Consider the following 24,929-nt stretch of genomic DNA (forward strand, 5'->3'; position numbering starts at 1 on the left):
GAGGGATCGCCATGAAGATTGTCATCGCTGGGGCTGGCAGTATCGGATGCTATTGCGGTGCGCTGCTGGCTGATGCCGGTCACGAAGTCACCTTGCTTGGGCGGCCCCGGGTATTGGAACCGATCCGAAAGCAGGGCCTGACGGTCACAAACTATGCGGGGCTGCATCGCCATCTGCCCGCGCAGAAGCTGACTCTAAGCGATGATCCCAAATGCCTCGGTGGTGCCGATGCGATCATCGTGACGGTAAAATCTGGGGCCACGTCTGAAATGGCGGGTCTGATTGCTATTCATGCGACACAAGGGGTGCCCGTTCTATCTTGGCAAAATGGGATCCAGAATGTCCAAACCCTGCGCGACGCATTGCCTGGCTACGACGTGCGCGCGGGCATGGTACCGTTTAATGTGGTCCCGACTGAACCCGCAACCTACCACTGTGCCACATCCGGTGACATCGTAGTTCGGACCGGCCCCGGAAACTTGGCTGAACGCCTGAACAGCCCTAATCTGCCAATCTCGGCAAGCGATCAGATCGAAGCGGTCCAGTGGGGCAAACTGGTCATCAATCTGAACAATGCGCTGAACGCCTTGTCCGGACTAACACTTGTCGATCAGTTGATGGATCGACAATGGCGCTGCCTGATGGCCGACCAGATGGCCGAGGCATTGAATGTGCTGAAAGCTGCGGGTAAGCCGGTCGCGTCGACTACGCCGTTACCCGCCGGCCTGACACCTTTCATTCTGCGTCTGCCAACGCCGATCTTTATGCGTGTAGCGTCGAAGATGCTGACGATTGACCCAACCGCACGCACTTCGATGGCCTATGATTTGATGCAGGGTCGCAAAACGGAAATTGATAGCCTTCAAGGTGAGGTTATGCGTCTCGCAGAGCAAACGGGCATGAAGACACCAATTTGTGCTCGAGTTTCTGATTTGATCCAACAGCGACCCGCGCCGCCCGTGCGCCCACAGGAGATACGGCCCGGGGCAAAGGCGTTCAGAGGCAGGTAGATCAGTCTGGATAAGACCGTGCCTTTGATGTTCCTGGCGGATTTGCCCGGGGCGCTGACAGCGGGTGTTTTCCAACGTCGATCTATGTTGCTAGACCATCTCCGCGGCAGCATGAACGATCGATGCTCCCTATGGATTGCCGAACCGACTATTTCAATCAGTCCCATCAAGACCTTCAACTGAGCCCATGTGCGGCCGGGCGACACGAGAGCTCGCAGTGTTAAAGTGCCAGTGGTTTCCCAGTAACGGGGCCGCGAGTTCTGGCTGGCTTCGACACGTGCTACTCGATCTTCTGTAGTAAGGCCTGCAATTCCGGCTCTCTGACCAAGGTCGCCGCCGTTTTGGGGGTAACCCAGTTGCGCTTTCGTTGGCCAATTTCGGGGAATTCATCGGCCAGCGCGCGTACCGCAACACGATAAACGCTTGTCAGAACCGGCTGTGCAGAACCGTCTTTTAGTATTTTGTCGTAGGTGAAGTGGCCTAACGGGTTCTTTTCAACCATATCAGCTTCAACACCGGCCTCTTCCCAGGCTTCTTGCGCGGCGGTTTCTGCGCCATCCAGCCCGTCAATCGGCCAACCTTTTGGAATTATCCAACGCCCGGTATCGCGGCTGGTAATCAGCAAAACTTCGGGCCCTGCATCGGTTTGTCGCGTGCACAGGGCTGCAAATTGCACCCGGCGCGGGCGCAGAAACAGGGGTTTTGCGACCTCTTCCCATATGTTGCGAAACCAATGTGACATAGTCAAAATATCAGGTGCTTTTCTCGATTCTTCGGCCGATCAGGTAACAATTGAGTCATGATATTTCAACAAATCCGTGACCAAAAGATTAATATTTTACCCATTTTTAAGGAAATATGTGTCTTTTTGTGGTCTTTGGTGGCTGATCCCCCGATTTGCCTCAGCTTCTGCGGCGTTTAGCGCGCAGGGTAGGGTCTGCTTGCGTCGGATCTTCGGGCCACGGGTGTTTGGGATACTGCGCTCGCATATCTTTGCGGACATCCGCATAGGACCCGGACCAGAACCCGGGCAAATCCCGCGTGATCTGAATAGGGCGCTGCGCAGGGGACAGCAGGGTGATCTTAAGCGGCGCGCCTGCGACAACGGGATGTTGCGCAACCCCGAAAAGCTCCTGTAGGCGAACTGCGATTTCAGGTACGTCGCCTCCATAGTCAATCGGCACTTTGCGCCCCAATGGCGTGCTGAAAGACCCCGGCGCACGCTTGTCCAACTCTTGCATCTGTTCCCAATCCAGCCGCGCCCGGAGCGCGGGTAGTAGGTCAAAGCGTTTCCAGTCTTCGGCGCTGCGCACGCCAGACAGCATGGGCAATAGCCAATCTTCGATTGAAGACATCAGCCCTTCGATTGAAAAATCCGGCAGATCAATCCCATCGGCGCGTACCAGTTCGACCCGCGCGGCAAAACGCGCGGCGGCGCCTTCCAGGCGCAGCCCCAGATCGCGCACACCGTCCAGCATAGCTTGTACCACGGTGTCATCGGGAGCGTCTTTCCACAGGCGGTCGCTCAGGGTGATTGCGCCAAGCCGTTCCTGCTGTCGCGCGATTACGCGCCGTTCGCGCTTGGACCAGGTGCAGGTATCGACCCAACACAGTTGGTCAGCGAACTGATCGCGGATGTCGCGTTCGGATATTGGCACCGCCATCCGCACGCGGGCTTCGCGCGGGTTCCCATCGGTGTCGAGCACGACAAGATAGGGCGCAGTGGCCAGGGTATCGTCGTTTTCCAGCACCACGCCTTTGCCGCCCGACAGGACATAGCTTGGTGTATCCCCATTTCGCCTTTGTCCGATCCGATCGGGATAGGCGAGTGCCGCCATCGCTGCGGCGCTGAGGGTTTCGTCCTGAGGTTTGATCATCGCGCGCAGACGTTTCGTTTCGCCTTTGATCCGATCCACGACGCTTGGATTGACCTGCCAGGGCTTTTCCCTTTGAAAAGCGCGTGTATCGCGTATCGCAGCCATCCTGAGGGTCAGATCGACCGGAGCGCCCTTAAGGGGATCTCGTTCAGCCAGTAACGCGGCCAGCGGGGCTGCCTGTGTTCCGGCGCGAACCAGCATATGGCCCAAACGCGGGTGTAGCGGCAGGGATGCCAAACGCCGCCCGTGATCTGTGATCCGCCCTTTGCCATCCAGCGCGCCAAGCATTCGTAACAGGGATCGTGCCTCGGCCAATGTGCCATCGGGTGGAGGGGTCAGAAACGCTAGATCACCAGCTTCCGCACCCCATAAGGCAAGCTCTAAAGCCAGTCCGGCCAGGTCAGCGGCCTCAATTTCTGCGGGCGGATAGGCATGCAAGGCACCTTCCTCGCCCTTTGACCACAACCGATAACAGACCCCTTCGGCCACGCGGCCCGCGCGGCCAGTTCGCTGGGTGGCTTCGGCTCGTGTGACGCGTTCGGTCACCAGCCGCGACATGCCCGAGCCCGGATCGAACCGCGACCGTCGCGCCTGACCCATATCCACGACCACGCGGATGTCGGGAATGGTCAGCGAGGTTTCCGCGATTGATGTTGCCAGCACCACTTTGCGTCCGGCCTCAACCGGTGCGATGGCCGCGCTCTGGGCAGTAAAAGGCAGGGCACCGAACAAAGGGCGTAACGTGCAGGTCTTTGGCAGGCGCTTGTTCAGCGCTGCTTCGGCCCGTCGGATTTCACCTTCGCCGGGTAGGAAAACCAGAATGCCGCCGCCAATCGCCGGCGTCTCGGACACTGCCGTTTCAACCAGATCAATCAGCGCATCCAACCGTCTGGCCTGTGGGCCCAACGGACGGTCCAGCCAGCGGGTTTCAACCGGATAGCTGCGCCCTTCCGAGGTCACGAGAGGGGCTTCCATTAACCGCCCGACCGGCTCAGCGTCCAGCGTGGCCGACATCGCCACGAGGATAAGGTCATCGCGCAACGCCCCGGCGACCTCAAGGCACAGCGCCAGACCTAGATCCGCGTTCAGGGATCGTTCGTGAAACTCATCAAAGATCACAGCCCCGACACCAGGAAGATCAGGGTCATATTGCAGCATTCGGGTCAGGATACCTTCGGTCACGACCTCAATCCGTGTGGAGTTCGAGGTTTTGGCCTCACCACGGACCCTGTAGCCGACGGTTTGACCCGCGCGCTCACCCAGCGTATCCGCCATGCGTTCAGCCGCGGCGCGTGCGGCCAGACGGCGCGGCTCCAGCATCACGATCTTACCGGTACAAAGACCGGCCTTTAGCATTGCCAGAGGAACGCGGGTTGTCTTACCCGCGCCCGGCGGGGCTTGAAGAACGGCGCGCCCATGGTCCCGGAGGGCTGAAATCAAGTCGGGCAGCGCGTCGTCTATTGGTAGTCGTGTCATACCGCCTTATCGCCAAAGCGCTGGTCAACGTCCAGAAGGCCCAGCCAAAACACTGGATGCGCTCTGGACAATTGCTACGCGGCACCGTCATTTAGGGCAAATCTCCAAAAGAGGCCGGGCGGATGGACATAGCTGAATTGGGTGAAAGGATCGTGCAAGGTGAACGCCGGGCCCTGGCGCGTGCAATCACGCTGGTCGAGAGCATCCGTGCAGATCATCGGGAGCAGGCCTCGGAACTTCTGAGTTATCTGGCGCAGTCAGGCCGACAATCATTGCGGATTGGCCTGTCGGGTACGCCGGGCGTGGGTAAATCCACCTTCATAGAAAGCTTTGGCATGATGTTGACCGGGCAAGGCCTGCGCGTTGCTGTTCTTGCCGTCGATCCAAGCTCGGCCCGGTCCGGGGGGTCTATCCTGGGTGACAAGACCCGGATGGAACGTCTGAGCCGTGATCCAAACGCCTTTATCCGGCCTTCTCCCAGCCAAAGCCAGCTTGGGGGTGTTGCCCGTCGCACGCGCGAAGCCATCGCGCTGTGTGAGGCGGCAGGATATGATGTCGTATTGATCGAAACCGTGGGCGTCGGCCAGTCGGAAACTGTAGTGTCCGAGCTCTCGGATCTGTTCCTGCTGCTGCTTGCTCCGGCGGGCGGGGATGAGTTGCAGGGTGTCAAACGCGGTATAATGGAGATGGCAGATATCATCCTGATCAATAAGGCCGATGGCGACCTGAAGGCGACGGCGACACGCACCTGCGCGGATTATGCCGGTGCCCTGCGCCTGTTACGCAAACGCCCGCAGGACCCGGAGGGGTTTCCCAAAGCGATGACAGTCTCAGCCATTGAAGAACATGGCCTCGACCAAGCCTGGACAGAAATACAGTCGCTCAGCCAATGGCGGCGGGACAACGGGTTTTGGACAACAAACCGAGCTGCACAGGCCCGCTACTGGTTCGATCAAGAGGTTCGGCATGCTCTGCTGGCCCGTCTCGACACACCCGAGGCGCGCCGGGAAATGGATGAGCTGAGCACTGAGGTGGGTCAAGGTACGATCAGCCCCACGACCGCTGCGCGGCATATGTTGTCAAAACTCTCTGCCACCTGATTCAGTCTTCGGGTGTTTTGGCCCGGGCCTTGATGCGCGCGGCGTCTCATCGCACTATGGTTGCGTATTGTATCGGATCATGCCGATCTGGTCGCGTAATTGGTTGCTATCTTAGACCTGACTGTTGCTTGGGAATAGAGGACGATGCCCAATATAAGGGGTACCAATGGCAACGACATAATCGACGTTACCGATGACAACGGTACGTTGAATGGTACGCCTCAGGGTACTCCGATTGACAATATTCGCGGCCGTGGAGGCAGCGACCAGATCACGGTTACGAACAGCACGGTTATCGGAGTTGTACGTGGCAACGGGGGTGGTGACGATATTACCATCACCGGCAGCACAGTTGGAACGCTGAATGCCGGAGGGGGCGCGGATACCGTCGTTGTCCGTGGGTCCGACATAAGCAGCATTGCATTGGGGAATGGCAACGATACGCTGGATTTCCAAAGCACCAGTGTGTCAGGTACGGTCGAAGGCGGCGGTGGTACCGATACGCTGAACCTACCCGAAGGTACCGTGATCACTGACAGTACGTTCGGCACAATCACAGTCGTGGCAGGCACGAGCTATTCGCTTTCCAGCGGGTCGTTTACCCTGCCGTCGGGAACAACTGTTACGTATACAGGTTTCGAAAATGGTGCCGGGTTTCCGTGCTTTACCCGCGATACTCTGATCGCGACGAATTGTGGGTTTCGCCCGATCCAGAACATCATGGCCGGGGACAGGGTCCAGACGGTTGGCTTGGGACCCCAAACAGTGCGTTGGACGGGACGGCGGGCGTTCACAACCCGTGACCTTGAACAGGACCCCAAACTGCGCCCGGTACGCATCGTGGCAGGCGCCTTGGGGCAAGGGATGCCTAACCGCGATTTGCTGGTCTCGCGCCAGCACAGGATGCTGGTTCAATCCAAAATCGCGCAGCGCATGTTTGGAGCAGCTGAAGTTCTTATCCCGGCGATCAAGCTGACCTCAGTGCCGGGTATCTATGTGGATCAAGAGGTGCAATCGGTCGAGTATTTCCACTTGCTGTTTGACCGGCATGAGGTGATCTATGCTGAAGGCGCCCCAACTGAGAGCTTGTATTCCGGGCCTGAGGCGTTGAAATCGCTCAGCATCTCTGCGCGGCGTGAGATATTCAAGATATTCCCGGAGCTGGCGGATCACGATCACAGCCCCGACCCGGCGCGGCTGATCCCACGTGGCAAGTTACAGACCCGGCTGGTTTCGCGTCATTTAAAAAACAATAAACCCCTGTTGCATGCGCCGGTCGCGCCGGCATTCAGGGAAGGTACAGAGGGCGCAAATATTCCGCGTAACCCGTCTTGACCCTTCCTGCGATTCCCACTACACGCATCCAACCAGTTTTCGGGCGCGACTTCGGGTTGCGCCCCTTGTGATTTGGCCGCAGGCGTTTTGCCCGGCCTCCAGAAACAAAGGAAGAAACCATGTCGCGCCGTTGCGAACTGACCGGAAAAGGCCCGATGACTGGCAACAATGTCAGCCACGCCAAAAACAGAACTCGTCGTCGTTTTCTGCCGAACCTGAACGATGTCACCCTGCAGTCCGAAACCCTGGGCCGTGGCGTTAAGCTGCGTATCTCGGCGGCTGCGCTGCGTTCTGTCGACCACCGCGGTGGTCTGGACGCGTTCCTGGCGAAGGCCAAGGATGAAGAGCTGTCTGCGAACGCATTGAAAGTGAAAAAGGAAATCGCCAAGGCACAAGTGTCGGCGTAACCCTCTTTGACATTCCGTTTGAATGACCCCGTACCCGATTGGTGCGGGGTTTTTCGTTTTGCGATTCAGCTCGGGCCCCAAAAAAGTTCAAATAAATTGTAACGACCGTGAAACAGTTCACATACGCGCGCAGATGTAGGGCGTATGTTGACTACATTCTTTGGGTTGGGGGCCGAGTGATGTCGTTAAAGAGTTTCTATATTTTCCTGTTGCTTTCGACCGTTATCAAAAAAGCAATTTTAGCCTGCACGCGTATTCAGCGTCAGGTGAATCGCTCCCATACCAGCCTGACTAAAGGGGTCGTTAAACGGCCTGGGCTGGATTACTAAGAAACGCTTCAAGCGCGACTGTTTGGCGCTTGAAGCGTTTCATCTGTCTGGCCTATATGCAGGTCAGGATGAGATCTGCGTTTCATAAGTTTTTGCCGGTAATTTTGTCTCTGCTGCTGGTTCTGACCGGGCAGAGTATTGCTGTGTCGCGTGGCGTGGATATGGCGACGGGCCAGATGGTCCTGTGTACGGGAAACGGTCCTGTTGTTGTCCATGTTGACGCAAATGGACAGCCAACAGCCCCACCACATTATTGCCCCGACTATGCGCTGACCCTGTTGGGGGCGGTTGCGGATGCACAACCCGCGCAGCCCGAGGCCCCGGTTCTTCGGCTTCCCACGCCAATTCGTGAGACGGACAACCTTGTCGCAGCTCCCGTCCCGGACACACCCGCACGTGCACCTCCTGTCTTGGTCTGACCCGACCTACAGATTTTCAGACCGCTAGACACATAAGGAGAGGCACAATGTCCCTCAAAACAACCCTGTTCGCTACTTTTTCAACCGTCCTTCTGGCCGTTCCGGCCTTTGCTGACAGCCAGATCATTGTTGACGACGCCTACGCCCGTTCATCCGGCAAAGCCGCCAAGGCAGGGGCCGCGTTCATGATGATCCAGAACCAGGGCGAGACGGATGACCGCTTGATCAGTGCAACATCAGATGCCGCAGCCCGGGTAGAGTTGCACACGCATAAGATCAACGATGACGGCGTGGCTCAGATGGTCCATGTCGAGGAAGGCTTTACCATCCCTGCAGGCGGGACCTATATGCTCAAACGCGGTGGTGCGCATGTGATGTTGATGGGTTTGAAAGCCCCATTTGAGCACGGTGCCACGGTTCCCGTCACACTGGTGTTTGAGCAGGCCGGAGAGGTTGTTCTAGACATCCCAGTGGATCTGGAGCGCCAGGACAAGCATGGTCACGATCACGGATCCCATTCGAACTAGCAGCAACGCCTGTCTTCGGGCCGGTTTGCGGCCGTCATCCATGCGTCAGGCCGGGCATTGCCCGGCCTGTTTGCAAGGTGGCTCGTGATCTTTCCTAGCGATGTATGGTCTTCATGCCGATCCGGTCGTTGGCGCTGCGCAGACGGTTTGCCAGCCAGAACATGACAACCGCAATGGCAAGCGCCGAGAATGCAATCGCCCATCCCAGCGCGACCAGCGCAATGGCGGGCCAGATCATCAACACCAGACCCACGATCAGTGCCGCAATCCCCGAACCGCGCATCGAACCGCGTTGCGGATCACGCTCATTCATCTGCTGCGACGCAGCCAGTGAGCCTATGCCAATAATCAGCGCCCAGGCCCCCAACAGGAAGAAGGCCAATTTCACGGTGCCCTCAGGCCAGATCAGCAAGATCAGTCCGATCAGTACTGCACCGATGGCTGCGCCACCTAACAGGCCCCGGCGTCCGACCCCAAGCAGCGTTAGCCCGCCATCAATGATCAGCAGGGCCCCGACCAAGCGCAGTAGCAATGCAATGCTGCCAGAGGGCCAGAAGAGCGCGGCAATGCCAACAGCACCGGCCAAAACACCGCGAACCAAGAAGGTCCACCAAAGACTGGACAGCTGAGCGCTAAGCTGGTCGCGGTCAGCCATGCTGCCGTCTTCGAGAATTTCACCGGTTTTTGGGTCTTGATCTGTCATGTCGCGGCTTCTCCTGAGGGAGGTGATGCATTTGATCGTGCAATTTGCCGCCCATGTTGTCTTAAGTCTTTGCCATCAGCAACCGATCAACCCATCTTGGTACAGTTTCGGTTGCTTTGCCCAGAAGGCGATCATCGAAACCACCACCTGTCGGCTCCAGATTGATTTCAATGGTGTGCGCCCCTGTTGCCTGCGCTTCGTGCACAAAGGCAGCGGCGGGGTAGACCTGACCAGACGTGCCGATTGCGGCAAAGATCGAAGCGGTGGCGAGATGATCGAAAATCTTGTCCATATGATAGGGCATCTCGCCGAACCAGACGATATCAGGCCGCCCGGAAGGGGCGGCGCAGGCCGGGCAGGGCTCGTCAGGGGCCATTTCTGGCGGTGCCGTCCATCGATGACCACAAGCCGCACATAATGCACCAGACAGGATACCATGCATATGGATCACCGCTGTGGCACCACCAGCCTCGTGCAAGCCATCCACGTTTTGCGTCACTATGACCACATCTCCGGGCCAATCCTGTTGCAACCGCGCAAGGGCTCGATGCGCAGCATTGGGGTGGACCTGAGCGGCCTGAGCCCTGCGGGTGTTGTAAAATCCCTGAACCAAAGCCGGATTCCGGGCAAACGCCTCGGGGGTTGCGACGTCTTCGATCTTGTGTTGCGCCCATAACCCGCCTTCATCCCGAAAGGTGCTAAGGCCACTTTCGGCGGAAATGCCTGCTCCGGTGAGAATGACGATCTTTTCCATTTGTCCTCTGCGCGATAGAAGATTGCTTATGACACAGCGTATCCTCTTTGTCTGTTTGGGCAATATCTGTCGGTCACCTGCGGCCGAGGGTGTGTTTCGCGCCCAAGCCCCGCATCACATGGCCGACAGTGCTGGAACTGCGGGTTGGCATATTGGCAACCCGCCTTATGGTCCCATGCAATCTTCTGCGCGTGCCCGTGACGTCGAGCTAGGCGATCTGCGCGCAAGGCAGTTTGTGGCTAAGGATTTTGATCAGTTCGATCTGATCATAGGAATGGATGCCGACAACATCGCGAACATCGAAGCCCTTAGGCCGGATGGAAACGACACGCCAGTTCGGCTGTTGACAGAGTTCGCGCCCCAAGCCGGTGCCGATCATGTACCCGATCCTTACTATACGCGGGATTTTGACGGGGCGTTGGATTTGATCGAGATCGCCATCGCCGGGTTGCTCGATCACTTGGATGGGTCGTCCAGCACCTTTAGTTGATCACTGAGCCAGGGCAGTTTCGCCGTCGCCGGGTCAATGATCTGGCTTTGCATCAAGCGCCGCATCATGCCTGCCACCTCTTGCGGCACCTGATCGGACCAGTCCGTTCGGGTGAACAATGAAATGGTGCGGGCAAATGCGCCAAACGGGCAGGGATGGGCCTGCATGTCGTCGTGAAACCGTGCCGCACGCATATAGCCCAGCGGCGTTGTGATGGCCCAGCCCAGACCGCGTGCAACCATGGCCATCAGCGCCAGGTGTGAGCCGATCTCGAACCGTTCTTCATAGTCAATCTGCTGACGGGCCAGATGCCCTTCGATTTGGCGGCTGATCAGTTGCTCACGTGCGTAGCGCAGAAAAGGCAGGTTCTGCACGACGGTCTGCGCATCACCCGCGCCAGCCGGAGCGACCAGTATGAACGGATCCTGTACCAGCGGGTACTCGATGACACCTTCCAGCACTTCGCCGCTATGGGCGGAAACCGCCAGATGCAGGCGCTGGGCCTCTAACTCGGCAAACAGGTCCAGGCTGGGTAGGGTGATGAGCTTGAATTTGGATCGGGTCAGGCTGTCAGCCAGCAGTGTCGCCAGCCGAGGTGTTAGGTCATTGTCGAAGTCGTCGATCAGACCGATGGACAAAGTTGTGAGATGCCCCAGATCCATCACGGTCAATTCGCTTTGGGCCATTTGCAACTCAGCCAAAACCGCCTGCGCGCGGGTCAAAAAGCTGCGCCCGGCCTGCGTCAGCCGCATCGGCCGCCGCCCGTGATCCACCAGATCGGTGCCCAAGGCCTTTTCCAGATTGCGCAATTGCTGGGAAACCGAGGGCTGGCTGAGCCCCGTGATCTCGGCCGCCTGCGCCACCGATCCGGTCCGTGCCAGAGCCTCAAACACCTCAAGGCCCCGCAGGGTCAGCCCTTTCATCACCATCGCACACACCTTTCGCTGCGCCTTTTCTGGGGCGCAGGGCGGGTCAGGTCAAGGACTGACAGGGGTTAGCTGCAGATCGCCTGCGCCATCTGGCCGAAGTTCTGATATCGATCCCACAGCGCATCATCACGCGCGGTCTGCGACATCTTCAACTGCTGCGCCTGATGGGGGTCCTCGAACCATTTCGAGACGGTCTTTTGATCACTGCGCGTCAACGCCTGATCCGCCACGCGCTGAATGCAACTGCACCGATCCCGCGTCGCCGCCTGACGATCTGATGCCAGACACGCCCGCTTGATCTGAGACGCGTCTGCAACCGGAGCAATCGCCGTCAGCGATGCCGTACAAAATGCGATGAGGAGGAACTGTTTCATGCTAGAGCCTCGTTCTTTGCCTGCCCGGAGGGGTCTTGTGCCCCTCTCAGTCTGCGGCGGAGTATGAATCAAAGTGGATTCGGGATCAATCGGGTGCTTCGAAAAAGTGATTGCACACATGGTTGATGTCGCGTTTTCTGGCCCGAGTTTGCTTAGAATTCATTCGCGAGACGAATATGCTTAAGAAATACGGGCGTACATTTCATTTGCCGCAATCTCCCGGTGCCACCAGCGATGACAAGATCATGTCCAGCGTTGACGCGTTGGTGTCGGCTGACGAGGTGGTTTTTACTGAAAAGATGGATGGCGAGAACACGACTATTCACAGCCACGGCTGTCACCCCCGCAGTATTGACGCACGATACCACCCGTCTCGAGATTGGATGAAGGCCTTCGCAGCCGGAATTTCGCCGCAGCTTGCCGAAGACGAGCGCATTGTTGGTGAATAACTGTTTGCGTGCCACTCCATAGCGTATTCGGCATTGCCGACCTATTTCCTTGGGTTCGCGTGGGTGAAGCGGGACATGGTACAGTCTTGGGACGCGACGCGTTCACGCTTCGTCGAGCTTGGGATCACCGCTGTGCCCGAACTCTATCGCGGGCGGTTCTCTGCTAAGGTCGTGGCGGATGTGATAGCAGACTTGAATCTGGATACGCAGGAGGGGTTTGTCGTTCGCACAACGGCTGCGTTTAACGAGGAAGACATGCCCACTCACCTCGCGAAATATGTGCGCGAGGGCCACGTTCAAAGCGAGACGCATTGGATGAACGCGGAGTTGGTCAAAAACAGGTTGCTCTGAACGGTCTGAGGCCTCGCAATCAAAGGGTTTCGCTGGGGACTCGTCCCACCTTGACCACAGTCCATTTCCGACGCATATCCCCAACCCATGACAGACCTCGCTCATATCCGCAATTTCTCCATCGTCGCGCATATCGACCATGGCAAATCCACCCTTGCTGACCGGCTCATCCAAGAGACCGGAACCGTCAAGGATCGCGACATGAAGGAGCAGCTGCTCGACAGCATGGATATCGAGCGGGAACGCGGCATCACCATCAAGGCCAACACGGTCCGCATCGACTATACCGCCGACAATGGCGAGGCATATGTGCTGAACCTGATCGACACGCCCGGCCACGTGGACTTTGCCTATGAGGTCAGCCGGTCCATGCGTGCGGTCGAGGGCTCGCTGCTGGTCGTTGACTCGACCCAAGGGGTCGAGGCGCAGACGCTGGCGAACGTGTATCAGGCCATCGACGCCGATCATGAGATCGTGCCGGTTCTGAACAAGATCGACCTGCCTGCCTCCGATTGTGACCGCGTGGCGGAACAGATCGAGGACGTGATCGGCATCGACGCGACCGACGCCATTCAGGTCAGCGCCAAGACGGGGCAGGGCATCCACGAAACGCTCGAAGCCATCGTGCAGCAACTGCCCGCGCCGCAGGGCAATCTGGACGCGCCGCTCAAGGCGATGCTGGTGGATTCGTGGTACGACGCCTATCTCGGCGTCATCGTTCTGGTCCGCATTATGGACGGCACGCTGAAAAAGGGCATGCGGGTCAAGTTCATGTCGAACGGCACCCTGCACCATGTCGACCGCGTCGGCGTTTTCCGGCCCGAGATGGAGATGGTCGACAGTCTTGGCCCCGGTGAGATCGGCTTCCTGACCGCCTCGATCAAACAGGTCCGTGACACCCGCGTCGGTGACACGATCACCAATGACCGCAACGGGACTGAAATCGCGCTGGACGGCTTCAAGCCCGCGCAGCCGGTGGTGTTCTGCGGTCTCTTCCCCGTCGACAGTTCCGAATTCGAAGACCTGCGCGATGCGATCGACAAATTGGCCCTGAACGACGCCAGCTTCAGCTTTGAAATGGAAACCTCGGCCGCGCTGGGTTTTGGCTTCCGCTGCGGCTTCCTCGGCCTTCTGCACCTTGAGGTCATCCGCGACCGCATCGAACGCGAATATGATATCGAGCTCATCACCACCGCGCCGTCGGTGATCTATCACGTCTACATGAAGGACGGCGAGATGATCGAGCTGCACAACCCCGCCGACATGCCCGACCCGTCCAAGGTTGACCATATCGAGGAACCGCGCATCAAGGCGACCATCCTTGTGCCCGATGAATATCTCGGCGACGTGCTGAAACTCTGCCAGGACCGCCGTGGCATCCAGCTGGACCTGACCTATGCGGGTACCCGTGCCATGGTCGTCTATGACCTGCCGCTGAACGAGGTCGTCTTCGACTTCTACGACCGCCTGAAATCGGTGACCAAGGGCTATGCCTCGTTCGACTACCAGATGACCGGCTATACCGAGGACAATCTGGTCAAGATGTCGGTGCTGGTGAATGATGAACCAGTCGACGCGCTGTCAACCATGGTTCACCGCGACCGGGCTGAGATGCGGGGCCGGGCGATGTGCGAAAAGCTCAAGGACCTGATCCCGCGCCACATGTTCAAAATCCCGATCCAGGCCGCCATCGGAGGCAAGGTCATCGCGCGTGAGACCCTCTCGGCGCTGCGCAAGGACGTGACCGCAAAATGCTACGGAGGCGACGCCACGCGGAAACGCAAACTGCTGGACAAGCAGAAGGCGGGTAAGAAGAAGATGCGTCAGTTCGGGAAGGTCGATATCCCGCAGGAGGCGTTTATTTCCGCACTTAAAATGGACTCTTAGTCCATTTTAAGTGCGAGTGCGCGAAAGCTTTTGGCAAAGCCAAACGCGTGCGGCACCCGGTGCAGTTTGAGAGCAAGTGGACAGCTAAAGGCTGGCCATTTTTACGGCGGGTGGGCGAATGTGGTTGGTGCAGGCAACCGCGTGCCCACATGGTAGCAAAATGTGTACTAGCTGAAACTTATATCATCCATGATCTCGTGGACGCTCTTAGGCTGTAGTGCCCAACGATAAGCGGGGTGTACCTCCCATTTATATCCGAAATCCACGAATTGGCTTTGTAGCATTCGGTTTTGATCAAAGTGAGTCCACCGAGCGTCACCTCGCTCGTCATCGTCGCGGGCTATAATGAAGTCGATTTTATATAGAAATTCAGCGATCGCTTTGGGTGTGGCGGCTTTTCCGTTCCTAAACGAAAGAGATTGACTCTGGCCGATATCCTTAATTTTTTTGATCAGCTCGTCATTTGTGTATAACCATCTTTTATCTTTATCTTGCTGCCTTTTCCCACTCGGCCTCATATTGTACAGGAGTTTTTCAATCTCCGGCATTTCAGATTTAAATTCCAGGGTAAGGTCTGTGATGCGCCCGTGCGAGTAATCGGAGAATGTTTTCTCCAAATCACTCGATTTGATTTTGTCGTTACCATTCTTGTAGGCTTCGCGAGCCGCTGCAGTCAGCAATTTAATCAAATCACGAGGTCTATTGCGATTTAACGATAAAAGAACGATGTGGATTGGTGCACCGGACCAATGCCCTTTTCCTACAGTAAACCGATCCTCAATCACCGGATGAATCTCTCTGGCAATGTCCTTCTGACCCAATTCTTCCAGTATTGCAGGGTCTATACTTTTTCCGAAGTAACTTGCGACACGGAGAGCCATAACGCTGATAACATCGTGCCTAGTCCATGAAAGTCTAACCACGTTGCCTTCAACTTTGTCAGTGCTCTCATCGGATGTTCTGAACAGATAGTAAGCGTCGCTACGCAGACCAATGCGTATCTTAATACGTTGATCCTCGTTTGTTAGATCCCTAGATGCATTTACTAGGGCGGAGATGTTGTTGATGTCATCCTGCGTTGCTTTCCAGCCGCGATCGATGTCATCGATATAAATTCGTATCTCGCGATCCGAGGCAAAGAGGTCGCGCATCTTTTGAATTTCCAGATCGGTATCCGCGCCGGTATGGCTTAATACTTTTTCAACTAAAGCTGAAATAATTTGTTTTCCAGCGTTTTGGAGGGTAATCGTTGGCGTGCTGGCGTCTTGAATACCTAAGCTTTCCAATGCTTTGTGGTAGATGGCGCGGCTAATTAGTTTTTTGTAACCGGAAATTTTCTCTAGAAAAGTTTTGTCCTTGGAATTTTCCAAGATCAAATCGTTTGGTTGAATCCATAGTGAGAGCGTTCCGTCATCCAAATCCTCTAAGTGCGACATTCTTAAGAGAGCGCTCTTACCGATACCCTTGTGCCCGACTAGAATTCTGAGTGGCAAACTTGAGCGAATGTTTTGGTAACTTTTGTTTTTGAAGAAATATTCTTTTAACCTGACTGGGTCTTCGTCTTCCGCTGTATCTGTTCCAAATAATTTTTGAATCGTTTCATCATCAAATTGTTTGATCTGTTCAAGCACTTTTTGCCTCCGAGAATTGGTATCTTTAGGATAGTTTTTCGAGGGGCGATGTTCAAGTAATGCGTGTGAAAAAACAACGACATAGAAGCCGTTGATTGTCGGTGGTCTTATTTGGTTACTGTGATTGGCGAGATGTACGCCGCAGCGGTCTCAACCAATCACTTACCTCGCCCAGAGCAAAGCGACTCGTCACCGCTATTCCCAAATCCACTGTGACCCACCTCACAGCCCCAACCACCCTCTCCTGCTACACTTGACCCATCGGAACCCTCGGCAGGAGGCGCAGATGTCCACATCCATGATCCCCATCATCGCCCTCGGGTCGGCGGGGCTCTATTCCGTGGCCATGATCGCGATGAAGTTCTGGTGGAAGCTCCCCGGTGTGGGGCTCGGGCTGCTGATCGTTGCGACCCTGCTGGCCGGGGCGACGCTGGAACTCGCCGCGCTGCGCGAAGAACGGCTGGGCATCATCTATACCGGCATTCTGGGGGCCGAGGTTGTTCTGATCGCCATCGCCTCGTACTTTCTGTTCGGCGAGAATTTCTCATACCGTGAAGCCTTCGGCATCAGCCTTGTCATCATCGGCACCGCGCTGGCCTGGGCCTGAGCGCGCCCGGTACTTAACGCCAATCTAAGCCCTTCATGAAGTTTCCTTTAGGTAAGTTGCAACCCGTCCTCCCCCTCCCAATCTGTGGAACACGGGCCGCTGATGGCCTCAACCTCAGGGAGGAAAGCCCATGACCAGATTTATGACTGCCGGAGCAGCCGCTCTGGCCACGAGCCTCGCCCTCGGCACCGCTGCCGCCGCCGACACCACACCCGATCTGCGTGGAACTTGGACAGCCAGCCAAACCACCGTTTCGCCCTCGAATTCGGCCACCGGCGCTGCGCCGCGTTTCAACAAGTCGGAATGGGTGCTCGACATCAAGGTGCAACATGACAATGCGTTTTGGGGGCCCAGCATGTGGCGCCGCAGCGCCATGGATGATTGGACCATGTACGAAGCGACGGGTTCGATCAGTCAGGATGGCTCGGGCAAGATCGGCATCATCGAGAGTTCTGCCGAACCTACTACCGGAATCAACGCGCTGATCGATGCGCGATATTAGGACGACAAGATCTACGCAGATTTCCGTAGCCTGCGGACTGGAACGACCTACAGCACTGTTCTGGAACGACAGGTGAACTGAAGCGTCTCCGGCCTGATCTATTGTAGGGGGTACCAGCTGCCCAAGCGGGCGGCGTTTAGTAGGTATTTATGATCAGGTCGGGACGCTTCTCAGAACCAACCCGCTTTGGTCGTCGCCCATCGATTCGGGCTCAACCAAGGCGGGATCAGTCAAGTTTCGGCTGCAGGTGGCCTTCGCACCTGCAGCATCGACTGGGTTTCGAGCGTTTTTGTTCGGTTCGGACTTTTCCACGCGCAAGCAGGCCAAGTTGCAAAACTTCTCGATTTATCCACATCGCCCTCCCGGCGGATATCAACAGGTTATCCCCGTCTATTTTTCATGCTGCAGTGCTATTTTCTTGCCGGTTTCTGGCCGCAATGTAACAGTGAAATCACCGCAGCACTTCCTCGGAACAGGCAGCGGGGCGCAAGGGCCAGGGGGCCAACGCAGGATCGGGTAAGTTTTAGGATTTGCTCGGGTTTGCAGGGGTTTACCGGTTGCTGAGCGGTCGAATTGGGTGTCAGATCCCGGGTCGATAGATCAGCTTCTCAAAATGGGTCTTGGGCGCTGTAACGGCCTTCGGGTCGAAGCAGCAGTCGCAGCTTCGAAAGGGGCTGAGGCAACTGGATCAGGGTGCCCCTTGGGGCGCGCTGAACCGGTAAGGCGTCAGGAGTGTCCGCAAGGATACATGCAAAGACCGCGTCTGCGCACCTGACGCCTTTTCCTATTCTGGTTCCATACAGGCCATCATCCAAGACCCCTTCGAATGGAAACGGGGTTCCTTCGTGTGAACGAAAGAACCCCGTCTTTGTGTCAGATAATGCAGTGCCGCGTCTATGCACCTGTAGCGCCGAGACTAGTGGTTCTAGATCAGAAGATCAACAATATGTTGATGAATTTTGGCGCGGCTCCGCAATATACTGGGCTTGTCAGATGTTCTCTTGAACCTCAGTGGCCGCATTCTGGATTGCATCCCCTGCGTTTTCGATATCTTTGCCCGCGCCTTTGGCGGTTTCGCAGGCGGTCAGGGCCAACAGGCTCAGGCCAATCAGGATTGCTCGGATCATATTCGTCTCCTTGGTGGTCGATCTTGATTTCGGTAGCACCTTTTCCCAAGCGGGACCAGCATCAGCGGCGCTGTTCGTGACAAAAGCGGCAGGCCCGGTTGAATATGACCTGAGTTAGCACCAGCGATCAACAATCTCACAATCGGCCTGCGAAGTGAGGTGCACCCCTTGCAGCCCCCCAAAGGCAACACTAAGACTCGGGTAACACTTGTTGGGATACTCTCCCGATCCATCGCAAAGCAGGCAGGTTAAGAATGTTCGATCCCGTAGAAACCTACATGAATACGCTTGTCCCCATGGTTGTCGAGCAGACCAGCCGGGGTGAGCGCGCCTATGACATCTTCTCGCGTCTGCTGAAAGAGCGGATCATTTTCATCAACGGCCCGATCCATGATGGGATGAGCCATCTGGTGGTGGCGCAGCTGCTGCATCTTGAGGCGGAAAACCCAAACAAAGAAATCTCGATTTACATCAATTCGCCCGGCGGCGTAGTGACCAGTGGTTTGTCGATCTACGACACAATGCAGTACATCAAGCCGAAATGTTCGACATTGGTGATCGGTCAGGCGGCCTCGATGGGGTCGGTCCTGCTCGCCGGTGGCGAGAAGGGTATGCGCTTTTCGCTGCCCAACAGCCGCATCATGGTGCACCAGCCCAGCGGTGGCTATCAGGGTCAGGCGAGCGACATCATGATCCACGCGGCCGAGACGCAGAAACTGAAAGATCGCCTGTATGACATCTATGTGCGCCATACAGGGCAGACAAAAAAGGCGGTTGAAAAAGCGCTGGATCGTGACAATTTCATGAGCCCGGAAGAGGCCAAGGACTGGGGCCATATCGACGAGATTGTCGAGAACCGCGCCAAGATGGACACGGAAGAAGCCTAAGAAACATGCCTGGCGCCATCGGCGTCGGGCGCATTTTTGAGATTGTAGCCGCCACAGTGCTGGCCTAAGCTGCATGAACATGCGCAAGCGCGGCCCCGAATAAGGGGCAGTGGACGAAGCCCGAAAGGTAGATCATGGCGACGAATTCAGGCGGTGACAGCAAAAACACGCTCTACTGTAGCTTTTGTGGAAAAAGCCAGCATGAGGTGCGCAAGCTGATCGCGGGTCCGACCGTTTTCATCTGCGATGAATGTGTCGAGCTTTGCATGGACATCATTCGGGAAGAGACCAAAGCCAGCGGGCTGAAATCTTCTGATGGGGTACCAACGCCCAAGGACATTTGTGAGGTGCTGGACGACTATGTCATCGGTCAGGCCACGGCAAAGCGTGTTCTCTCGGTGGCGGTCCACAATCACTACAAACGTCTGAACCACGCGCAAAAGGCCGGCGGTGATATTGAACTGGCGAAGTCCAACATTCTTTTGATCGGCCCAACGGGTTGCGGCAAGACATTGCTGGCCCAGACGCTGGCGCGCATTCTGGATGTCCCGTTCACGATGGCAGATGCAACCACTCTGACCGAGGCGGGCTATGTGGGTGAAGATGTCGAGAACATCATCCTCAAACTGCTGCAGGCCAGTGAGTATAATGTTGAACGCGCACAACGCGGTATCGTCTATATTGACGAGGTCGACAAGATCACGCGCAAATCAGAAAACCCATCGATCACGCGCGACGTCTCGGGCGAAGGGGTGCAGCAGGCTCTGCTGAAGCTGATGGAAGGCACTGTGGCCAGCGTACCGCCTCAGGGCGGTCGCAAGCACCCGCAGCAGGAATTCCTGCAGGTGGACACGACCAACATCCTGTTTATCTGCGGCGGTGCTTTTGCGGGGCTGGACAAGATTATCGCACAGCGTGGCAAAGGCTCTGCCATGGGCTTTGGCGCTGATGTGCGTGAGAATGATGATCGCGGTGTCGGTGAGATATTCAAGGACCTGGAACCCGAAGACCTGCTGAAATTTGGTCTGATCCCGGAATTTGTCGGCCGCTTGCCGGTTCTGGCGACTTTGGAAGACTTGGACGAAGACGCACTTGTCACAATTCTGACCAAGCCCAAAAACGCATTGGTCAAGCAATATCAACGCCTCTTCGAACTCGAAGACGCCGAGTTGGCCTTTACGGATGATGCGTTGAAAGCGATTGCCAAAAAGGCCATCGAACGCAAGACCGGCGCGCGCGGATTGCGATCGATCCTCGAAGATATCTTGCTGGACACGATGTTCGAACTACCGGGCATGAAGAACGTGACCGAGGTGGTCGTGAACGAAGAGGCCGTGACCTCTGTCGCACAACCTTTAATCATCTATGCCGAGGCGGCTGAATCTGCGTCAGCCGGCTGAACAGTTCGACCGAATTGATGAAACGGCACGGTAAACCCGTGCCGTTTTTCAGTAAAGGAGGGTTAAATGATTAGAAGAATTCATTCTGGCGGAGAGTATGAAGAGAAGGTTGGGTACTGCAGAGCGGTGGTAGCGAATGGCTTCGTATTTGTGGCAGGAACATGTGCCCAAGGCGATAACATCCCGAAAGATGTAGTTTCGCAATGCAAATCGTCGTTGCACGCTATCGAAAAAGCTCTGGCTGAGGCGGGCGCAGGTTTTGAAGACGTTGTGCGCGTAAACTATTACCTGCCCGATATGTCAGAATTTGAACAATGCTGGCCTCTGCTAAAAGAGGCCTTTGGCCTCAACCCTCCAGCAGCGACAGTCATTGAGTGTAATCTGATTACGCCAGAGGATCGTATCGAGATCGAAGTAACGGCCGCGTTGTCGGAAAAACGCGGATGATTTCTGTGGCACTGGACCTTGGCGCGCCTTTGGTCCATACCATTCCCGAGCACTTTGCCGGAGGCACCTGATGGGCATTCTGAACACTCTTCTGCGGGCCGTGACCTGGTGGAACGGGGCAACCCTGAACACCCAGATTTATACCGCGCGAAAAGGTGTGAAAGTTGGCGAAGACAACGAAGGCAACGTCTTCTATCGCAATGCGGATGACAGCAAACGCTGGGTGATTTTCAATGGCGAAGCCGAAGCCAGCCGCGTTGATCCAGATTGGCATGGCTGGTTGCATCGTACCTGGGATGAACCGCCGACCGATAAGCCGCTGCCTCATAAATCTTGGGAGAAACCGCATCAGGAAAACCTGACGGGCACCGCTCTGGCTTACACTCCGGCAGGATCGCTGCGCAGACCCGATCCGGTCGAGCGCAAAGACTATGAGGCCTGGAGCCCCGAATAACAGAGGCGAGCAATGTCGACCCACAATTGGACCGAAGTCATCGTCGGTGGTGCCGTTCTGGCGGTTGCCGTGTCATTTGGCGTTTACGCCAGCCAGTCGACGGGCCTGTCGCAAAGCAGCGCGGGTTATGAGCTGGGGGCTTCCTTCCGGTCGCTTGAAGGGGTCGGCGTGGGGACTGATGTGCGTTTGGCCGGGGTCAAGATCGGCACCGTAACCGACGTCGATCTGAACCCGGACACCTATCGCGCCGATACGACCTTTACGATTGCGGATGGGATCCTTGTGCCTGATGACAGTGCCATCGTGATCTCGTCCGAAGGTCTGCTGGGTGGGAATTTTGTTGAGGTCATGCCGGGCGGCTCACCGTTCTTTTTCGAGCCGGGGGACGAGATCGAAGATACTCAAGGCGCGGTCAGCCTGATTTCACTGCTCGTCAAATTCGTGGCCGGAGATGGCAGCGAATGAAGCATTCGGTGCTGATGGCCATCGCGTTTTGCGCAACCGCTGCATCTGCGCAGCAGAAGGTCGAATCCGGCCCTGGTGCCATGTTGCGCGGCTTGGACAAAGTAAACGGCCAGACCATCGATATCGAAATGCAAAACGGCGACACCCAGCCTGTGTTTGGATTGGATGTAGCCTTGGGGGATTGTCGGTACCCGGCGGACAATCCCACAGGCGATGCGTTTGCCTATCTGACGATCTGGGAAAAAGGCAAAGCAGATCAGCTGTTTGACGGTTGGATGATTGCGACGTCACCGGCGTTGAATGCTTTGGATCATGCGCGCTATGACGTCTGGGTGATCCGCTGTATCACACCATCCGCTGACTGAGGAATATCAGCGGAAAAATCAGCGCTTGCGTTGATCGCTTCCTCAAGTGCTTCACGATATGTACCGCGTGGAATTTCGATGGCGCCAAGCGAGGCAAGGTGAGTTGTCAAGAACTGCGTATCAAACAGTTTGAAACCCGTTTGTCTAAGCCGGTCGACCAGATAGGCCAGGGCGATTTTTGAGGCATCAGTACGCCTCGAAAACATGCTTTCGCCAAAGAAAGCCGCCCCCAACACCACGCCATAGACGCCGCCGACCAGCTTGTCATTATCCCATACCTCAAGTGAATGGGCGTGACCTGTCATGTGTAGTTGATCATAAAGGTGTCGCAACTCGCCGTTGATCCAGGTATCCACCCGGTCTGCGCAGCCATCGACCACGCCGTTGAAATCCTGATCGATTGAGATGTCAAAGCCGGATCTGCGTAGGCTCCGGGCCAGACTGCGCGAAATATGAAACCCGTCCAGAGGGAACACGCCCCTGTATTTTGGGTCGACCCAGAACAGTTCTGGGTCATCCCGATGTTCTGCCATGGGAAAAATGCCGATGGAGTAGCCATGCAGCAAAAGTTCCGTAGTCAGGCTCATTAGAAAAACCCGAAGGCCGGAGGATTGGTTCCATCCGGCCTTCCAGACAGGTTAGTCTGCCATATTCTCCGCAAGCCAGTGCTCCAGCCAGTGGATGTTGTAATCGCCGCTATGCAGGTCAGGTTCCTGCAGCAGCGCGTGGAACAGCGGCACGGTGGTGTCGATACCGTCAACGATCAACTCTCCCAATGCGCGCTCAAGGCGCGCCAGCGCTTCGGTCCGGTCGCGCCCCTGTACGATCAGCTTTGCGATTAGCGAGTCGTAGTAGGGCGGGATCGAATACCCGTCATACAACGCCGAATCCATCCGCACGCCCAGACCGCCCGGCGCATGATACGCCGTTATCTTACCGGGGCAGGGTGAGAAATTGGGTAGTTTCTCTGCATTGATCCGAACCTCGATGGCGTGGCCTTCGATTTCCAGGTCGTCCTGAGTGAACGACATCGGTAGGCCTGAGGCGACGCGGATCTGCTCGCGCACAAGATCGACGCCGAAAATGCCTTCGGTTACCGGGTGTTCCACCTGCAAGCGGGTGTTCATCTCGATGAAATAGAACTCACCGTTTTCGTACAGGAACTCGATGGTGCCTGCACCGATATAGTTGATCTTCGCCACAGCATCGGCGCAGATCTTACCGATCCTGGCGCGTTCTTCAGGGGTGATGCTGGGGCCGGGGGCCTCCTCAAACACTTTCTGATGGCGGCGCTGCAACGAGCAATCGCGCTCGCCCAGATGGACCGCGTTGCCCTTGCCGTCGCCAAAGACCTGAATCTCGATATGGCGCGGCGTGGTAAGGTATTTCTCGATATAAACCTCGTCATTGCCAAAGGCGGCCTTGCCCTCGGCGCGCGCGGTCATGAAGGCGCTTTCCATCTCATCGGCGTTTTGGGCGACTTTCATCCCGCGCCCGCCGCCGCCGGCGGTGGCTTTGATAATGACGGGATAGCCGAACTCCTCACCGATGCGCTTTGCGTCATCCAGCGTGGGAACGCCGCCATCGGAACCGGGTACACAAGGGACGCCCAGTTCTTTCATTGTATCCTTGGCGGTGATCTTGTCGCCCATGACACGAATGTGCTCGGCGTTCGGACCGATAAATGTGATGTCATGATCTTCGACGATCTGCACGAACTCGGCATTCTCCGACAGGAAGCCATAGCCGGGGTGAATCGCTTGTGCGCCGGTGATCTCACAGGCCGAGATGATCGCTGGCATAGATAGGTAACTTTGCGGGCTTGGCGGAGGGCCGATACAGACCGATTCGTCTGCCATGCGCACATGCATCGCGTCGCTGTCGGCGGTGGAGTGGACGGCGACCGTCTTAATCCCCATCTCGCGCGCGGCGCGGATGACGCGCAGGGCGATCTCGCCTCGGTTGGCAATCAGGATCTTGTCGAACATGGGCCCGCCTTACTCGATGATGACCAGAGGAGTACCGAATTCCACAGCGTCGCCGTCGCCAACCAAGATGCGTTTGACGGTACCCGATTTGGGCGCGTGGATGTGGTTCATGGTCTTCATCGCTTCGACGATCAGCAGCGTGTCACCTTCGGACACCGCTCCGCCGACGGAAATGAACGACGGCGCGCCGGGTTCGGCCTGCATGTAAACCGTGCCCACCATGGGAGAGGTGACAGCGCCGGGGTGGCTGGCCGGGTCTTCCTGTGCAGCAGGGGCTTCGGCGGCAGCTGCAGCAGGGGCGGGTGCGGCGGCTGGGGCTGCCGGGGCGGCGGCAGGTACGGCGACCTGAACCGGCGCAGCGACTGCCTGCGTCATGCGGCTGACGCGCACATTCAGGCTGTCTTCTTCGCCATACTCGCGTTTCACCTGCAATTCAGTCAGGTCGTTTTCGCGCAGCAACTCGGCCAGTGCCTTGATGAATGCTACATCTGCGTCGTGTTTGGTATCTGTCATGAGTGTCCTCGACGGTTCCCCTAGTGGCCCATCTAAACCTGCGGGCTTTGGTCTAATTACGCAGCGTTATAAGCTAAGCTTGGGGCCATGAAAAGCGCAGTCTGAAGCGAGGATTCAAGGAATTTG

Annotated in this window: 27 protein-coding genes and 1 pseudogene; 17 read left to right on the top strand and 11 right to left on the bottom strand. The window is 56.8% G+C overall.

Annotated elements, in window-relative coordinates; translation table 11 throughout:
* Positions 1–11: 11 nt before the first annotated feature.
* Entirely contained in the window at positions 12–1,010 is a 999-nt protein-coding gene (locus tag ACR0DH_RS01110; protein WP_480546521.1) for a 2-dehydropantoate 2-reductase, read from the top strand.
* Between the two features lie 280 nt (positions 1,011–1,290).
* On the opposite strand, the gene ACR0DH_RS01115 is transcribed toward ACR0DH_RS01110, so the two are convergent.
* Complete coding sequence (locus tag ACR0DH_RS01115; protein WP_480546523.1) at positions 1,291–1,752, bottom strand: NUDIX hydrolase; 462 nt, start codon at positions 1,750–1,752, stop codon at positions 1,291–1,293.
* A 160-nt stretch (positions 1,753–1,912) separates the two neighbouring features.
* Complete coding sequence (gene hrpB, locus ACR0DH_RS01120; protein ID WP_480546525.1) at positions 1,913–4,363, bottom strand: ATP-dependent helicase HrpB; 2,451 nt, start codon at positions 4,361–4,363, stop codon at positions 1,913–1,915.
* Positions 4,364–4,485: 122 nt separating this feature from the next.
* On the opposite strand from hrpB, the gene meaB reads away from it, so the two are divergent.
* From meaB to ACR0DH_RS01145, 5 genes are all read left to right on the top strand, one after another.
* Positions 4,486–5,463 carry a methylmalonyl Co-A mutase-associated GTPase MeaB gene (meaB, locus tag ACR0DH_RS01125; protein ID WP_480546527.1) on the top strand — a complete coding sequence of 326 codons (978 nt, stop codon included), beginning with the start codon at positions 4,486–4,488 and terminating at the stop codon, positions 5,461–5,463.
* A 144-nt stretch (positions 5,464–5,607) separates the two neighbouring features.
* Positions 5,608–6,798 carry a Hint domain-containing protein gene (locus ACR0DH_RS01130; RefSeq protein WP_480546529.1) on the top strand — a complete coding sequence of 397 codons (1,191 nt, stop codon included), beginning with the start codon at positions 5,608–5,610 and terminating at the stop codon, positions 6,796–6,798.
* Between the two features lie 119 nt (positions 6,799–6,917).
* Positions 6,918–7,205, top strand: a complete 288-nt coding sequence (gene rpmB, locus ACR0DH_RS01135; RefSeq protein WP_480546531.1) for a 50S ribosomal protein L28 — start codon at positions 6,918–6,920, stop codon at positions 7,203–7,205.
* Positions 7,206–7,602: 397 nt separating this feature from the next.
* Positions 7,603–7,953, top strand: a complete 351-nt coding sequence (locus ACR0DH_RS01140; protein ID WP_480546533.1) for a hypothetical protein — start codon at positions 7,603–7,605, stop codon at positions 7,951–7,953.
* Positions 7,954–8,000: 47 nt separating this feature from the next.
* Positions 8,001–8,480 carry a copper chaperone PCu(A)C gene (locus tag ACR0DH_RS01145; RefSeq protein WP_480546535.1) on the top strand — a complete coding sequence of 160 codons (480 nt, stop codon included), beginning with the start codon at positions 8,001–8,003 and terminating at the stop codon, positions 8,478–8,480.
* 94 nt (positions 8,481–8,574) lie between these two features.
* Here the strand turns inward: ACR0DH_RS01145 and ACR0DH_RS01150 are convergent, their stop codons facing one another.
* Both ACR0DH_RS01150 and ACR0DH_RS01155 read right to left on the bottom strand, forming a co-directional pair.
* Complete coding sequence (locus ACR0DH_RS01150) at positions 8,575–9,183, bottom strand: HdeD family acid-resistance protein (RefSeq protein WP_480546537.1); 609 nt, start codon at positions 9,181–9,183, stop codon at positions 8,575–8,577.
* A 61-nt stretch (positions 9,184–9,244) separates the two neighbouring features.
* Positions 9,245–9,937 (bottom strand): NAD-dependent deacylase, encoded by a 693-nt coding sequence (locus ACR0DH_RS01155; protein ID WP_480546539.1) that lies wholly within the window; start codon positions 9,935–9,937, stop codon positions 9,245–9,247.
* 28 nt (positions 9,938–9,965) lie between these two features.
* Between ACR0DH_RS01155 and ACR0DH_RS01160 the strand changes: the two genes are divergently transcribed.
* The gene (locus ACR0DH_RS01160) at positions 9,966–10,427 is read left to right on the top strand and encodes a low molecular weight protein-tyrosine-phosphatase (RefSeq protein ID WP_480546541.1); all 462 of its coding nucleotides are present in this window, start codon (positions 9,966–9,968) and stop codon (positions 10,425–10,427) included.
* Here the strand turns inward: ACR0DH_RS01160 and ACR0DH_RS01165 are convergent.
* Together ACR0DH_RS01165 and ACR0DH_RS01170 are read right to left on the bottom strand one after the other, a co-directional pair.
* Positions 10,394–11,356: a LysR family transcriptional regulator gene (locus tag ACR0DH_RS01165; protein ID WP_480546543.1), complete on the bottom strand. Its 963-nt coding sequence runs from the start codon at positions 11,354–11,356 to the stop codon at positions 10,394–10,396. The genes ACR0DH_RS01160 and ACR0DH_RS01165 overlap by 34 nt on opposite strands.
* Positions 11,357–11,421: 65 nt before the next feature.
* Positions 11,422–11,730: a hypothetical protein gene (locus tag ACR0DH_RS01170; protein WP_480546545.1), complete on the bottom strand. Its 309-nt coding sequence runs from the start codon at positions 11,728–11,730 to the stop codon at positions 11,422–11,424.
* A 245-nt stretch (positions 11,731–11,975) separates the two neighbouring features.
* Here ACR0DH_RS01170 and ACR0DH_RS01175 point away from each other — a divergent pair.
* A pseudogene (locus ACR0DH_RS01175) lies at positions 11,976–12,530 on the top strand (RNA ligase family protein).
* Positions 12,531–12,617: 87 nt separating this feature from the next.
* The gene (gene lepA / locus ACR0DH_RS01180; RefSeq protein ID WP_480546547.1) at positions 12,618–14,417 is read left to right on the top strand and encodes a translation elongation factor 4; all 1,800 of its coding nucleotides are present in this window, start codon (positions 12,618–12,620) and stop codon (positions 14,415–14,417) included.
* A 167-nt stretch (positions 14,418–14,584) separates the two neighbouring features.
* Here lepA and ACR0DH_RS01185 read toward each other — a convergent pair whose 3' ends face one another.
* Positions 14,585–16,048, bottom strand: coding sequence for a P-loop ATPase, Sll1717 family (locus tag ACR0DH_RS01185; RefSeq protein ID WP_480546549.1), 1,464 nt, complete (start codon positions 16,046–16,048; stop codon positions 14,585–14,587).
* A gap of 286 nt (positions 16,049–16,334) precedes the next feature.
* On the opposite strand from ACR0DH_RS01185, the gene ACR0DH_RS01190 reads away from it, so the two are divergent.
* Both ACR0DH_RS01190 and ACR0DH_RS01195 read left to right on the top strand, forming a co-directional pair.
* Positions 16,335–16,655 (top strand): hypothetical protein, encoded by a 321-nt coding sequence (locus ACR0DH_RS01190; RefSeq protein WP_480546551.1) that lies wholly within the window; start codon positions 16,335–16,337, stop codon positions 16,653–16,655.
* Between the two features lie 130 nt (positions 16,656–16,785).
* On the top strand, positions 16,786–17,157 hold the full coding sequence (locus tag ACR0DH_RS01195; protein WP_480546553.1) for a hypothetical protein: 372 nt from the start codon (positions 16,786–16,788) through the stop codon (positions 17,155–17,157).
* Positions 17,158–18,146: 989 nt separating this feature from the next.
* Here the strand turns inward: ACR0DH_RS01195 and ACR0DH_RS01200 are convergent.
* Positions 18,147–18,284, bottom strand: a complete 138-nt coding sequence (locus ACR0DH_RS01200) for an entericidin A/B family lipoprotein (protein ID WP_480546555.1) — start codon at positions 18,282–18,284, stop codon at positions 18,147–18,149.
* A 254-nt stretch (positions 18,285–18,538) separates the two neighbouring features.
* Between ACR0DH_RS01200 and ACR0DH_RS01205 the strand changes: the two genes are divergently transcribed.
* The 6 genes from ACR0DH_RS01205 to ACR0DH_RS01230 all read left to right on the top strand — a co-directional run bounded on the left by ACR0DH_RS01205 (position 18,539) and on the right by ACR0DH_RS01230 (position 22,302).
* Entirely contained in the window at positions 18,539–19,171 is a 633-nt protein-coding gene (locus ACR0DH_RS01205) for an ATP-dependent Clp protease proteolytic subunit (RefSeq protein ID WP_480497281.1), read from the top strand.
* A 134-nt stretch (positions 19,172–19,305) separates the two neighbouring features.
* On the top strand, positions 19,306–20,571 hold the full coding sequence (clpX, locus tag ACR0DH_RS01210; protein ID WP_170530864.1) for an ATP-dependent Clp protease ATP-binding subunit ClpX: 1,266 nt from the start codon (positions 19,306–19,308) through the stop codon (positions 20,569–20,571).
* 66 nt (positions 20,572–20,637) lie between these two features.
* Positions 20,638–21,018 carry a RidA family protein gene (locus ACR0DH_RS01215; protein ID WP_480546557.1) on the top strand — a complete coding sequence of 127 codons (381 nt, stop codon included), beginning with the start codon at positions 20,638–20,640 and terminating at the stop codon, positions 21,016–21,018.
* A gap of 70 nt (positions 21,019–21,088) precedes the next feature.
* The gene (locus ACR0DH_RS01220; protein ID WP_170530861.1) at positions 21,089–21,472 is read left to right on the top strand and encodes an NADH:ubiquinone oxidoreductase subunit NDUFA12; all 384 of its coding nucleotides are present in this window, start codon (positions 21,089–21,091) and stop codon (positions 21,470–21,472) included.
* A 12-nt stretch (positions 21,473–21,484) separates the two neighbouring features.
* Positions 21,485–21,937: an outer membrane lipid asymmetry maintenance protein MlaD gene (mlaD, locus tag ACR0DH_RS01225; RefSeq protein ID WP_170530859.1), complete on the top strand. Its 453-nt coding sequence runs from the start codon at positions 21,485–21,487 to the stop codon at positions 21,935–21,937.
* Complete coding sequence (locus tag ACR0DH_RS01230) at positions 21,934–22,302, top strand: DUF2155 domain-containing protein (RefSeq protein WP_480542174.1); 369 nt, start codon at positions 21,934–21,936, stop codon at positions 22,300–22,302. The genes mlaD and ACR0DH_RS01230 overlap by 4 nt, the downstream gene beginning before the upstream one ends.
* Here ACR0DH_RS01230 and aat read toward each other — a convergent pair.
* From aat to accB, 3 genes are read right to left on the bottom strand one after another with little or no spacing between them, the layout of a single operon-like run.
* Positions 22,257–22,889: a leucyl/phenylalanyl-tRNA--protein transferase gene (aat, locus tag ACR0DH_RS01235; RefSeq protein ID WP_480546559.1), complete on the bottom strand. Its 633-nt coding sequence runs from the start codon at positions 22,887–22,889 to the stop codon at positions 22,257–22,259. The two genes, ACR0DH_RS01230 and aat, sit on opposite strands and share 46 nt — an antisense overlap.
* Positions 22,890–22,940: 51 nt before the next feature.
* The gene (gene accC / locus ACR0DH_RS01240) at positions 22,941–24,290 is read right to left on the bottom strand and encodes an acetyl-CoA carboxylase biotin carboxylase subunit (protein ID WP_480546561.1); all 1,350 of its coding nucleotides are present in this window, start codon (positions 24,288–24,290) and stop codon (positions 22,941–22,943) included.
* Between the two features lie 9 nt (positions 24,291–24,299).
* Positions 24,300–24,803: an acetyl-CoA carboxylase biotin carboxyl carrier protein gene (gene accB, locus ACR0DH_RS01245; protein WP_170530851.1), complete on the bottom strand. Its 504-nt coding sequence runs from the start codon at positions 24,801–24,803 to the stop codon at positions 24,300–24,302.
* Between the last annotated feature and the right edge of the window lie 126 nt (positions 24,804–24,929).

The sequence above is a fragment of the Ruegeria sp. I1 genome (assembly GCF_056532675.1).